Origin of the sequence: Zwartia lucis, from assembly GCF_965234455.1 — a bacterium.
Lineage (GTDB): Bacteria > Pseudomonadota > Gammaproteobacteria > Burkholderiales > Burkholderiaceae_B > Zwartia > Zwartia lucis.
Map to the genome: position 1 here is coordinate 652,300 of NZ_OZ248473.1, position 13,552 is coordinate 665,851.

At 50.9% G+C, this 13,552-nt stretch carries 10 protein-coding genes; 4 read left to right on the forward strand and 6 right to left on the reverse strand.

The genetic code is table 11. The features are described from left to right. The first annotated feature begins 90 nt into the window (after positions 1-90). Entirely contained in the window at positions 91-894 is an 804-nt protein-coding gene (locus AC8GE9_RS09470; RefSeq protein ID WP_506676916.1) for a glycosyltransferase family 2 protein, read from the forward strand. Continuing rightward, positions 891-1,919, forward strand: a complete 1,029-nt coding sequence (locus AC8GE9_RS09475; protein WP_506676917.1) for a glycosyltransferase family 9 protein — start codon at positions 891-893, stop codon at positions 1,917-1,919. The genes AC8GE9_RS09470 and AC8GE9_RS09475 overlap by 4 nt, the downstream gene beginning before the upstream one ends. Here the strand turns inward: AC8GE9_RS09475 and AC8GE9_RS09480 are convergent, their stop codons facing one another. From AC8GE9_RS09480 to acnB, 6 genes are all read right to left on the reverse strand, one after another. Next, the gene (locus AC8GE9_RS09480; RefSeq protein WP_506676918.1) at positions 1,920-2,771 is read right to left on the reverse strand and encodes a class I SAM-dependent methyltransferase; all 852 of its coding nucleotides are present in this window, start codon (positions 2,769-2,771) and stop codon (positions 1,920-1,922) included. A gap of 33 nt (positions 2,772-2,804) precedes the next feature. Continuing rightward, positions 2,805-3,362, reverse strand: a complete 558-nt coding sequence (gene efp, locus AC8GE9_RS09485; protein WP_506676919.1) for an elongation factor P — start codon at positions 3,360-3,362, stop codon at positions 2,805-2,807. Positions 3,363-3,430: 68 nt separating this feature from the next. Further along, complete coding sequence (gene earP, locus AC8GE9_RS09490) at positions 3,431-4,630, reverse strand: elongation factor P maturation arginine rhamnosyltransferase EarP (protein WP_506676920.1); 1,200 nt, start codon at positions 4,628-4,630, stop codon at positions 3,431-3,433. Positions 4,631-4,632: 2 nt separating this feature from the next. Further along, complete coding sequence (locus AC8GE9_RS09495) at positions 4,633-5,859, reverse strand: DUF2863 family protein (RefSeq protein WP_506676921.1); 1,227 nt, start codon at positions 5,857-5,859, stop codon at positions 4,633-4,635. A gap of 64 nt (positions 5,860-5,923) precedes the next feature. Further along, positions 5,924-8,629 (reverse strand): aconitate hydratase AcnA, encoded by a 2,706-nt coding sequence (acnA, locus tag AC8GE9_RS09500; RefSeq protein WP_506676922.1) that lies wholly within the window; start codon positions 8,627-8,629, stop codon positions 5,924-5,926. Between the two features lie 154 nt (positions 8,630-8,783). Continuing rightward, the gene (gene acnB / locus AC8GE9_RS09505) at positions 8,784-11,363 is read right to left on the reverse strand and encodes a bifunctional aconitate hydratase 2/2-methylisocitrate dehydratase (RefSeq protein ID WP_506676923.1); all 2,580 of its coding nucleotides are present in this window, start codon (positions 11,361-11,363) and stop codon (positions 8,784-8,786) included. Positions 11,364-11,689: 326 nt separating this feature from the next. Between acnB and AC8GE9_RS09510 the strand changes: the two genes are divergently transcribed. Both AC8GE9_RS09510 and AC8GE9_RS09515 read left to right on the forward strand, forming a co-directional pair. Continuing rightward, positions 11,690-12,676 (forward strand): TRAP transporter substrate-binding protein, encoded by a 987-nt coding sequence (locus AC8GE9_RS09510; RefSeq protein WP_506676924.1) that lies wholly within the window; start codon positions 11,690-11,692, stop codon positions 12,674-12,676. Positions 12,677-12,705: 29 nt separating this feature from the next. Further along, positions 12,706-13,548 (forward strand): alpha/beta fold hydrolase, encoded by an 843-nt coding sequence (locus AC8GE9_RS09515; protein ID WP_506676925.1) that lies wholly within the window; start codon positions 12,706-12,708, stop codon positions 13,546-13,548. Positions 13,549-13,552: the final 4 nt, after the last annotated feature.

The window sequence follows — 13,552 nt, forward strand, 5'->3', positions numbered from 1 at the left end:
TCTGTGCAAACGTGTTAGTACGGATTCCTTAGTGTTATTGTTATAAGTATCTTGAGCGGCATCATCCACAGCATAAGGTCATCATCATTCATGAGTACGGTGTCTGCAGTCATCATCGTCAAAAACGAAGAGGCCCATCTCGCTCAGTGTCTCAGTACCTTGCAGTGGGTCGATGAATTGCTTGTGCTTGACTCTGGAAGTACAGATGCGACTTGTCGCATCGCTGAGTCTTTTAATGCACGGGTTGAACAAGCTCACGACTGGCAAGGTTTTGGGATACAACGTCAGCGCGCCCAAGCGCTGGCCCGTTGCGATTGGGTCTTGATGATTGACGCCGATGAGCGAGTGACGCCTGAGTTGAAAGCTTCGATTCAAGCCCATATTCAGGGTGAACCTGCCATTGGCAGAATGTCACGCTTGAGTTGGTGTTTCGGAGGGTTTATTCGTCACTCAGGCTGGTATCCGGATCGGATTGACCGGCTCTATCCGAGAGAGGCCGCGCATTACAACAGTGACCTAGTTCATGAAAAGCTAATGTATCCCAACAGTCTGCCAGTCAAAAGACTGCAGGGCGATTTACTTCACTTTACGTATGACAGTATGCGGCACTACCTCGTTAAATCTGCCCATTATGCCGAGCTGTGGGCTCAGGGACGGCAACGGCAGGGTAAAACAACTCGTCTCAGCGTCGCTTTTTTGCATGGGTTGAGTTGCTTTGTGCGGATGTATATATTAAAGGCAGGTTTTCTGGATGGTCGACCGGGCTTGTTACTCGCTGTCTTGTCTGCGCACTCTACCTTTGTTAAATACGCTGATCTTTGGGTCAGGGGAACCACGCAACGGCAGCAGGTGGATCAAGGCGCTTCATCTACGAAGCATCCCCCAAGCGCATGAAGCTCTTACGGATATTGGTCGTTCGCAACGATAAGCTGGGCGATTTCATGCTGGCCTGGCCTGCCCTGGCACTTCTCAAGCGCTCTTTACCCCAATGTCAACTCAGTGTGCTGGTGCCTGCCTACACCCAGTCGCTTGCCGAGGTCTGTCCCTGGGTGGATCATGTACTGACGGACCCTCAAGATCTTGATCAAGTGACCCGTCAAAATTTTGACGCTGTGTTGACGTTATTCTCCACAGGAAGGATAGGATGGCAGGTTTTTAAAGGTCGAATTCCTATCCGGTTTGCCCCAGCAACAAAGTGGGCTCAGGTTTTTTATAATCGCACTGTGGTTCAAAGGCGCTCTCGTTCAGAGAGACCTGAGTTTATCTACAATCTTGAGCTAGCCTCGGCTTTAATTGAATGTTTAGGTCACAAACCGGCTCAGTCTTCACCACCTTACTGGTCGATGAATTTAGACGAAAAGACTGCGTTGCGCGATCAGTTAGCCAACATGCTCGGACTCGATGCTGCTAGGCCGTGGTTTTTTTTACATAGTGGCTCGGGTGGCTCGGCCAATAATCTCTCGATTGAGCAATATGCGCAATTGGTGATTTCAATGCATCAACAGTTGCAGCAAGAGCAGCGAGCATTGCCCCAGTGGGTCTTGACGTGTGGCCCGGGCGAGGAGCAGAGCGTTGAGTCTTTGCACCAGCGTATTCCAGAATATATCGAAAGTGTGGTCTATCGTTCGACTGAGGGACTTGCTGCTTTTGCAAAAAGTATTGCGACTGCCGATTTGATGGTTGCTGGTTCTACCGGACCACTGCATGTTGCGGGAGCGCTCGATGTACCAACCGTTGGTTTTTTTCCCGCCAAACGTTCGGCGACCCCTCTGAGATGGCGTCCCTGCAATAGCGAAGCACGCACGCTCAGCTTTAGTCCAGAGTTACAGGGTAAAGAGCTGTCAAATATGGCCACTATTGATGTGAGTCTTTGTGCACAGCGGATCGTGAGCTGGCTAGAATTAAATAAATTCTGTTAATCACATTATTTCATTAAATGGTTTAACTATACTTTCGATTCGAAAATCTAGATCGCTCAGTTCTGACTCTTTTTTGAAATGAATTAAGGTGTGTCTATTGATTAAGTTTTTAATTCCTATATTGATTTTTAATTGCTCAAGATAAACTTTTTTCTTGGTTTCCATTGATATCTCAGAGTTCTTATTTATATTTCTAAGATATACAAAGCATGAGTTTATTAAAATAAGAGGGTATAGGAATGGGAGTAATAGCAATGAGCCTTTGCTGATCCTGACATATTTTATTTCTTCAATTTTGAAGCCAGAGAGCTTGGCTAATGTTCGAAGTTTTTGCAGTCCGATTAAAAAAATATGCCCATAATAAATTTCATTTTTATTTTTTGAGGACATCCAGATATCGTTAATCTCATTGGGTGGCATTGAGCGATTGGTTTCGCTTTCGAACAATAGATAACTTAACTTTGCAGAAAGACTTGAATAAGAGGGTGTCGTGACAATCAGATGACCATCCTTCTTTAATACCCTGTTAAATTCTTTTAGTGCTTTCAGTTGATCGCTAAAGTGCTCAATGCCTTCTTGACACACAAGCCAGTCTGCGTGGCGACTCTCAAGAGGTATCTCTTTCATCGCGTCTGCAAAGTGACAGGTGACGCCATCCAGCATGAAATACTCTGGAAATAAATCAAAAGCTTTTACCTGTGCCCCGAAGTTCAACAGCATTTCTGCTGTGACTCCGTTCCCTGCAGGAATATCAACAACGATCTTGTTTTTTAAGTCAATTTTTCGATTTTCAAAAAATCGTTTTACATGATATTTTGGACTTGCCTTGTTGTTGATATTCTCATCGATCATTATGTTTAGCTAATTTTGCGACAGCAAAAAGATTTACATCACGCGGCTACGGTATTCGCCAGTGCGTGTGTCGATCTCGATCTTATCGCCAATCGAGCAGAACAAGGGCACAGGCAATTCGTGGCCTGTATTGATCTTTGCTGGCTTCATGACCTTGCCGGAAGTGTCACCGCGCACGGCGGGCTCGGTGTAGACGATTTCACGAACAAGCATCGTGGGCAATTCGATAGAAATTGCACGGCCGTCATAGAACACAACCTCAACTGGCATGCCTTCTTCGAGGTAGTGCATGGCGTCACCCATACTTTCTGCTTCGATTTCGTACTGGTTGAAATCAGCGTCCATGAACACATACATGGGGTCGCCAAAGTACGAGTAGGAGCACTCTTTACGATCGAGTACGACTAATTCGAATTTTTCGTCTGCTTTGCAAACGTTTTCTGCGGCTGAGCCGGTCAGCAGGTTTTTGAATTTGAATTTGACGACAGAGGCGTTACGGCCTGACTTGCTGTACTCGGCACGCTGAATGACCATCGGGTCTTTGCCGATCATGATCACGTTGCCGACGCGCAGCTCTTGTGCTGTTTTCATTCGAATAAACTCCGGTTGCTATAAGTCTCCGGGACAGTATAAGCCGGAGTTAGGGATAGAAAAGCCTTCTATTTTAGCCTTTCTTGGGCAAATTTGCTTTGCTCTTGGCCTTGTTTGCTCTGGCAGAACGTCGTAAGCGCTGTCGCAAAGTCGATCTGGGCTGTTTGATTGGTGCAGAAGCGGTGTGCATGCTGCTGCCAGGCGTAAAAGTTTTCTGGTTTGAGTTGTCGTTGCAGTGCGCTGCCGAATGCAGTGCAGTCTTCTGCGGCAGCAGAACCAATCTGCGCACTCTCTGGATTCCAGCTCATCATGACATTGCAAATATCCTCAGGCAATCCCGTTTGCACGAACCATGCCCGTAATTTCACCAAATGGGTGTTCTCTGTCTGGGGGTAGATCTGCCAGATCAGGGGCTTGCCGGCCCATATACCACGGACAATGGAATCCTCACCACGGACGAAGTTCAGATCGGCGGTCCAGAGGACTTTATCGTATTCGGTTTGAGGTAAAAACGGCACACGTTCTATCAAGAGCTGTCCCTGTTGTCCGGACGCATATTGCGGGAGAATGCCTTCGGGGATGAGTAAGACCGTTTGTCGTGGGTCTGTGCTAAATGCCTTGATCAGTGCAGCGACAGGCGCGTTGTTGTAGCAAAATAAATTGACGAGTCTGGCTGCTGGGTTGTCTCGTATGGCAGGAAAAAGCGCAGCGATCGCAGCTTGACTTAAGCCCAGTTTTTCCAAAAATGCGCGTTGTGCTGCACGATCTTTTTGCCAAGTATCGCGCTGGGCAATCAACGCTGATTCACGCAATAATCCACCTGTTTGCTTCGTGAAACCTGGGAAGAAAAAATGTGAAGATAATCCGTCAGCGCGCAAGGATGGGAGTCCATGGCAGCCTTCGACCCAAGCCTCGGCACTCAGGTATTCAAGATTGATCCACAGGCTTTCGGGTCTTGCCGTTGGATGATTGTGCTGCGCACGCATGTTTTCTAAATACTGGTCTGGCAAATCACAAGAAAAAGTTGCAATCACGATTGGCGCGGGTGTGAAGTCGGTTGAGTGCGCCCAATGGATGATTTCTATACCATCGATGTGTTGAGTGACAGCAACGGATACGCGCGGCTCAAGTCGCTGAAAACTATTGAGGTCATCAACCCATAGTCGTAGCAACCACCCGTGCTCTTGTTGAAGTTGCCGCGCCAGTCGCCAGGTCACGCCGATATCGCCAAAGTTATCGATCACTCGGCAAAAAATATCTGCGCGCATGGCTAGTGAAAGTGCGGTGGCGCTGTTTCTGCGTCTTCGGGGAGTTCGGCGTGCACCATTTCACCATTGGGATTGGGAAAATAGGGTGCGCCACAGTCTTCGCAAAACTCGGGCATCATCATACCGGGTAAGCGTCGGATATCGTTGACGCCACACTCTTTGAGCAGAGCGGCGATTTCTTCTATGGTTTCAACTGGAGGGGGCTCATGTTCGAGCAACGGTTGATCATCTTCACGCCCATAAAGTGGCCACAGGCAGCCATAGACCACTTCGTTTTGATTCTTTTGGGTAAAGCCAATACGATATTCGTCGATACGACGCTCACCACAGCCTGCCACGACGGCGCGCAGTTGGGCGGGCTCGATATTGAGCGCAGCACCTAGCCAAGAAACCGCTGCCTTGACGGACAAGGGTCGTACGCGTCGATCGGCATCCCGATTACTCACGTAGTAGGCGTCGGGCGTGAGAATTTCAAAGCCACAACCCGGCAGGAGATTCGTCATGTGTGGCTTGGTCTCTGCGGCCCAGCGCTCCAGACAGACTTCACGACCTAGACCGAGTTCACCAGGCTCTTCTTGCCAGCGAAACAACGGCTGCCCTTCGGGGACGGCGACAGCTGCTACAAGGTAGCGTGTGTCGGCCAACATATTAAACGCTTCGGGCTCGGTGTTTAACTTCGGCGCATTAAAAGAGGTACCTAAAGCCGCCAAACCAAGTTTTTGCAGCCAGTCCCACGTTTCGCAAAAGGTGCGTGGCATTTGATCCAGGCTGACCAGATGAGGAAAGAGTGCGACCTGAGTATCGTTGGCTAGGATATGGGCTTGGAGGTGCTCACGCAAAGCCTGTGCCATGGCGGTGGGGACTTCGCAGGAGGGAATACTGTAGCGTGTCCACGCCACCAAGGGCGCGACAAGCAGCAGCACATCAAAGCGCTTGCCATCTTTTTTACCCTCTGCGGTTAGGATGCATGATTCAGAGAGCGTCTCGGCTTGTTCAATCAACACCTCGTAACCACCTAAATGGGTTTGAGAAAGATGTTCGAGCGCTGCATCGATCGCGGCGTCATTATGTGTGCGCAGCAGCTTGAGCAAGACCGTCGCAAGCTCGGCTTCCCAATAACGGTCCTCGACACGACTGCCAGAGCTATGAAGCGCGAGCGCAAGCGCCACCAGACGCGAAGCATCTCGCGTCAGGCGGGTAGAAGTAGAGCTCGAACGAAGACGTGCCATGAGTTTGCGTGCCTGCCGACAAAAGGAGTCTAGTGTAACGAACTATCTAGACTCCTCGACGTGCTTAGGCGGCTAAGAGTTGCCTCAGTACAAAGGGCAGAATCCCGCCGTGTTGATAATAGTCAACCTCAATGGGCGTATCGATGCGTAATAAGACTGCGATGCGCGTGCTCGAGCCATCCGGACGATGAATCACGAGGGTCACGTCTTGCTGCGGAATGATGCCTGTTTCAAGCCCTTCTATATCGAAGGTTTCTGCACCGATCAGGCCCAGGGAGGCCGCGCTGTCTTGGCCTTTGAATTGCAAAGGAAGCACGCCCATGCCAACCAGATTACTCCGGTGGATCCGCTCGAAACTGCGAACAATCACTGCTTTGACCCCTAAAAGCTGAGTGCCTTTTGCGGCCCAGTCGCGTGAGGAACCTGAGCCATATTCTTCGCCACCAAAGACAACGGTAGGAATACCCGACGAGACGTAGCGCATGGCAGCCTCATAGATTGAGATCTGCTCGCCATCGGGTTGCATCAAGGTTTGCCCACCCTCAACGCGAGAGCCATCGGGGCGGGGTGGGATCATCAGGTTCTTAATGCGGACATTGGCAAAGGTACCTCGCATCATGATTTCGTGATTACCGCGGCGCGAACCGTAGCTGTTGAAGTCCGCCTTTTGGATGCCATGATCGAGTAGCCATTGACCTGCAGGTGTTGCATCGCTGATCGAGCCTGCCGGTGAAATATGGTCGGTCGTCACGGAGTCGCCAAAAATACCCAGGATACGAGCGCCTCTCACCGCTGGCATCGGTTTGGGTTCCATGGTGAAGCCGTCAAAAAAAGGTGGCTCGGCAATATAGGTGGAGCTTGGCCAGTTGTACAAGTCTCCCATGACGCCTTCAATGTTTTGCCAAAGTTTGCCAGGCTTTTTTTCCACCTTGGCATAGTTGGCTCTAAACACCTTGGGATCCATCGCAAACTTCATGAGCTTTTCGACTTCTTTGGCGGTGGGCCAGAGATCGCCAAGATAGACATCGCCTTTTTTGCCACGACCCACAGGTTCTGTCATTAAGTCACGGGTGATATTGCCTGCCAAGGCGTAGGCAACAACCAGAGGCGGTGAGGCGAGAAAGTTTGCTTTGAGATTCGGGTGAATCCGCGCCTCAAAGTTTCGGTTGCCTGAGAGTACGGCTGCACAGATCAAGTCATTGTCCAGGATGGCTTGATTGAAATCGGCCACCAGATCGCCGGCATTTCCAATGCAGGTTGTACAGCCGTAGGCGGCGACATCAAAGCCGAGTTTGTCCAGATAAGGCAAGAGCCCCGCACGCTCAAGATACTCTGTGACGACGCGCGAACCAGGGGAAAGGGAAGTTTTGACGTGGGCGGGGACAGTGAGCCCGGCCTCAACTGCCTTTTTAGCGAGCAAACCCGCCGCAAGCATGACGCTCGGATTAGAGGTATTGGTACAAGAAGTAATTCCCGCAATCAGAATGTCGCCGTTGTTCAGTGTTCTGCCCGAGGCTGTCTTAAAAGGTTTGTTGAGTTTTGCAGCGGGTTGATTGAACCCATTGGCGGCGATGGGTTTTGAAAACAGTGATTTAAAGGTCTTTTTAACATTGCCAATTTCAATGCGGTCCTGAGGGCGCTTAGGGCCCGCCAGAGAGGGTACGACGGTGCCCAGATCAAGTTTGATCACGCGGGTGTAATCAATATCGGTGGCCTTGGGGATGCCAAACATCCCTTGCGCCTTAAAGTAGGCCTCGAGCGCCTTGACCTCGTCCTTGGTGCGACCGGTGCCCTCGAAATATTCGATTGTGCGTGCATCGACCGGGAAAAAGCCCATCGTGGCACCATACTCTGGGGCCATGTTGCCAATGGTTGCACGGTCAGTGACAGACAGTTTCGCTGCACCCGGACCACAAAATTCGACGAACTGGCCCACGACCTTTTGTTTGCGGAGCAACTCTGTAATGGTGAGCACCAAGTCAGTCGCGGTGACGCCGCCCCGCAGTTCGCCTGACAACTCCACGCCGACCACGTCAGGGGTCAAAATATAGACAGGCTGCCCCAGCATGCCAGCCTCGGCCTCGATCCCTCCCACGCCCCAACCGACTACGCCGATCCCGTTGATCATGGTGGTGTGACTGTCGGTGCCGACGAGCGTGTCAGGATAATAAACATCATTTTTTTTGTCGTGATGGACACCGCGCGCCAAGTACTCTAGATTGATTTGATGCACGATACCAAAGCCGGGAGGCACCACGCCAAACGTATCAAAGGCCTGCATTCCCCACTTTAGAAATTGATAGCGTTCCTTGTTGCGCGAAAACTCAACCTTCATGTTGAGATCTAGTGCGTCCTTCGTGCCGAAGTAATCAATCATGACGGAGTGATCGACCACGAGGTCGACTGGCACGAGTGGCTCAATCGACTTGGCATCCTTGCCCATTTTTTGAGCAACACCACGCATCGCAGCGAGATCGGCGAGCAAGGGCACACCTGTAAAGTCTTGGAGCACTACGCGTGCGACCACGAAGGGGATTTCAAGCTCGCGTTTGCTTTTTGGCTTCCAACCAGCGAGTTCGCGAATATGCGACTCAGTAACTTTTTTTCCATCACAATTTCGCATCACCGATTCGAGCACGATGCGAATAGAGACCGGCAGACGAGAGACATCCACGCCTAGCGCTTCACCGAGCGCCGGGAGTGAGTAAAAGTTCGCTTGTTTTTTCCCTATTTTGAATTTTTTAAGCGTGTTCAGTGTGTCGTGTTTCATGATGTACGCCCCTTGGTGTGGATCTCTTTATCCTACACCAGACGCACAATTCACGCAAAATAAAAAAGCCACCTGTGGGGTCAAACACAGGTGGCTTGAAGAGCTCGAACCTCTCTAACGATGTGCTCCGGCTGTTCCAACCGGAGTACTGGATTTAGATGGCGTCAGCGACATCCTTGTAATCAGGGATCTGATCAAAATTGAGGTACTTGTAGATTTCGGCGCTGCTGTCTTTAAGCACGCCCATGTCTGTCATGTACTCTTCTTTGGTTGGGATACGACCAAGTTTCGAACAAATGGCTGCCAATTCGGCAGAGCCCAAATACACATTGGTATTTTTGCCCAGACGGTTGGGGAAGTTACGTGTGCTGGTGGACATCACCGTCGCACCTTCGCGGACCTGAGCCTGGTTGCCCATGCACAGCGAGCAACCTGGTGGCTCGGTGCGTGCACCGGCCGAACCAAAAACGCCATAGTGACCTTCTTCGGTCAGCTGTGCGGCATCCATCTTGGTGGGTGGTGCGATCCAGAGTTTGACGGGCATATCGCGCTTGCCTTCGAGTAACTTCGAAGCCGCACGGAAGTGACCAATATTGGTCATGCAGCTACCGATAAATACTTCGTCAATCTTGGTGCCAGCGACATCTGACAACATTTTGACGTCATCAGGGTCGTTCGGGCAGGCCACGATGGGCTCATGAATGTCGGCCAGGTCGATCTCAATCACGGCGGCGTACTCGGCATCTGCATCAGGCTGGAGCAACTGGGGATTAGCCAACCAAGCTTCCATCGCCTGAATACGACGCGTCAGGCTGCGCTCGTCCTCATAGCCATTGGCAATCATCCACTTCAACATCACGATATTGCTGTTGATGTACTCGATGATGGGCTCTTTATTCAAACGAACAGTACAACCTGCAGCGGAACGCTCAGCCGACGCGTCTGACAATTCAAAGGCCTGTTCGGCTTTGAGGTTTGGCAAACCTTCGATTTCGAGGATACGGCCAGAGAAGATGTTGATCTTGTTTGACTTACTGACAGTCATGAGGCCAGCTTTGATCGCATACAAAGGGATCGCGCTGACAAGGTCACGCAAGGTGACACCAGGTTGCATTTTGCCCTTAAAACGCACCAACACCGACTCAGGCATATCCAGAGGCATCACGCCAGTCGCAGCAGCAAACGCTACCAAACCAGAGCCAGCCGGAAAGCTGATGCCGATTGGGAAACGTGTGTGCGAGTCACCGCCTGTGCCGACTGTATCGGGCAACAACATACGGTTGAGCCAGGAGTGAATCACACCGTCACCGGGACGTAGTGAAATACCGCCACGGTTGCTCATAAACTCAGGCAGTGAGTGATGCGTTTTGACGTCCACTTTTTTAGGGTAGGCCGAGGTGTGGCAGAAGGACTGCATCACCAAGTCGGCAGAAAAGCCCAGGCAAGCCAGATCTTTCAACTCGTCGCGTGTCATTGGGCCAGTGGTGTCCTGACTGCCTACGGAAGTCATCGTTGGCTCACAGTACGCACCGGGGCGTACGCCCTGGCCTTCAGGCAAGCCACACGCGCGACCCACCATTTTTTGCGCCAAGGTAAAGCCCTTGGCGGAGGCTGCAGGATTTTGTGGAAAGCGGAACAAGGTCGAAGCTGGCAGACCGAGTGCTTCGCGTGCTTTGCCAGTCAGCCCACGACCGACGATTAGCGGAATACGTCCGCCGGCACGTACTTCGTCAAATAGAACTTCTGACTTGACTTGAAACTTTGCAATGACCTTGCCATCTTTTAATGCTTCGCCGTCATAAGGACGCAACTCGATCACGTCACCCATGTTCATGTTGGAGACATCGAGCTCGATGGGCAGTGCGCCAGCATCTTCCATTGTGTTGTAGAAAATCGGGGCAATTTTATTGCCCAGGCAGACGCCACCAAAACGCTTGTTTGGGATAAAAGGAATGTCTTCACCGGTAAACCACAACACGGAGTTTGTGGCGGATTTGCGTGAGGAGCCCGTTCCCACCACGTCACCCACATAAGCAACGAGGTTGCCTTTTTTCTTGAGGTCGTTGATGAATTTAACAGGGCCAATCTTGCCGGCTTCTTGAGGCTCGATACCAGGACGTGGATTCTTGAGCATCGCCAAGGCGTGCAAAGGAATATCAGGACGACTCCAGGCGTCAGGCGCAGGAGACAGGTCATCCGTATTGGACTCGCCTGTCACTTTCAACACAGTAATCTTGAGGCTCTTGGGGACTTCGGGGCGGCTCGTAAACCACTCGCCGTCGGCCCAGCTTTGCATCACTGATTTTGCATTGGCATTACCTTTTTCAGCTTTTTCTTTGACGTCGTGGAACGCGTCAAACATCAATAATGTTTTCTTGAGGCCGTCCGCAGCGATCGTGCCGACTTCTTTGTCGTCGAGCAGCTCAACCAGCGGTCCGATGTTGTAACCACCCAGCATCGTGCCCAACAACTCAGTGGCCTTGGCACGCGAAATCAACGCACACTTTTCTGAGCCTAGCGCGACCGCAGCAAGGTATGAAGCCTTGACTTTGGCGGCATCATCGACGCCCGCTGGTACGCGATATGTCATCAGTTCGACGAGTACATCGCCTTCACCTGCCGGAGGTGCTTTAAGCAGCTCGATAAGGTCAGCAGTCTGATGCGCCGAGAGCGGAAGGGGTGGAATACCAAGGGCTGCGCGTTCGGCAACGTGTTGGCGATAGGCTTGTAGCATGTGAGCGCCTTTCTATGTGGTGAAGGATGAAATGATTGTAGAGCGAAGATCTTGGTGCTGCAAGTGTCTTATATCTTATATAAGACATGAAAATAAAATGGTTGTTTGATGAATCTGTTATTTAAGATAGTTTTAGTGCGTTGTTTGAGCGATGTTTCACCTCAAGTGGATTGATTCATTGCTATTGCTTTAATAATCATTATTCAACATAAACAATATTCAACTTGACATTCTTGTTACCGCACGCTTAGTCTTGGTCGAACGAAAATTTTAAAAAAGTGTTCCCCTAATTCGTAACCACTGTTTCTGATTTTTGGAGAAATGAAATGCGACTAACAAAAATATTTGCTGCCGGAGCAATCTTCGCTGCCTTCGCCGCAGTTTCAACAACCGCCGTAGCACAACCAGTAGTCAAATTGCGACTTGGGCACGTCACCACTGCCGTATCAATTGCCGGGCAAGGCGCGCAGGCGTTTGCAAAAGCAGCCAAAGAATTATCCAACGGCCAAGTTGAAATCGAACTCTTCCCAAACTCACAGCTGGGCGGTGAGCTGGAAATGCTGTCTCAGGTTCGTTTAGGGACGCTTGATATTGCAATGAACGGAGCTGGTATTGTCGCGGCAATTGAGCCCACATTCAGTATCACTGAGCTGCCATTTATCTGGAAGAACCGCGACACCGCTTGGGCAACGTTGACAGGTCCGATTGGATCCAAGCTGTTAGGCTCGCTTGAGTCAAAAGGCATCAAAGGCCTCTCGTGGGGTGTTTGGGATTTTCGTGGTTTCTTGATGAATGGAACCGTCATTAATACCCCGGCAGACATGAAAGGCAAGAAAATCCGCATTATTGAAAATCCACTTTATGTCAGAACCATTCAGGCACTTGGCGCGAACCCCGTTCCAATGGCATGGCCCGAGGTCTACACGGGTTTGCAGCAGCGGACCATCGACGGTGTAGAGACCAACTATCACGGTATGTCTGACGCGAAGCTGTATGAAGTTGCCAAGAACTTGGTGGTGACAGACCACATCTTCACAGCAACGGTTTACCTGATGAACATGAAAAAGTTCAGCTCACTCTCTCCCGCTCATCAAGACGTTGTTTTGAAGGCAGCGCGCGTTGCTGGGGAAACGATGCGGGCTGGTGCGGCCAAGGCCAATGCAGATGCAATCGCATTGATGGAAAAGAACGGTGTCAAAGTCACACAGCCTAATCGCGCTGCGTTTGAAAAAGCCACAGAGCCAGTGATCAAGTACTTCTCCACCATCGTGGGGCCCGATCTTGTTCAGCAAGTGATGAATAGCCAGAAGTAATCGCTTAAAACTCTGACCGGGAGCCAGCGATGCCAACCCTTGCCGTCAATGATGTAGATATTTACTATGAAGTGACGGGCCAAGGTGTACCGCTGGTGTTACTGCATGAGTACGCGACTGATATGCGAGCCTGGGAGTCCCAGGTCCGTTTTTTTAGCCGCTTTTATCAAGTAATAAGCTTTAACAATCGCGGGTATCCGCCATCTACGGTTCCGACTGACGCCGGGTCTTATTTGCATGATCGCCTGATCGAAGACATAGACGGCTTGTTAGATGGGTTGGGTATTCAACAAGCCCATTTGGTTGGCATTGCAACGGGGGGCAACCTTGCGTTGAATTTTGCGCTGCGTCGACCCGCGAAAGTCCTCGGACTCGTCGTCGTGGGGGCGGGTGCGGGTACGTCTAATCGCCAAGCGTGGTTGCAAGCAGCAACCGATCTTGCGGACGGAATTGCCGCTGGAGGTGTCCAAGCTGTGGTCGATTCGGTTTCAACGGCACCTCAACGGCTCTCCTTGAAACACAAAGACCCCATCACATGGGCAATGTTTTTGAGACTCATGAGTCAACTTGACCCCGTCGGGGCCGAGCATGTCATGCGCACGACTTTAACAAGCCGAGCACCCATTACGGATCTGGAAAAAGCACTGCGTGATTGCAAATTGCCAATTCTTGTCATGATCGGTGACCAAGACACTCCGGCAGAGGAAGCCTGCCGCTTTATTGCCAAGCAAGCGCCTCACGCTGGACTGGCGGTGCTGCCCAATTGTGGCCACACGCTAAACCTAGAAGAGCCTGCTATGTTCAACCAACTTGTTGCTGACTTTCTTGTTGCAGTCAGTGCCGGGCGCTGGGGCACTTGGATTAAAAATTAAGGAT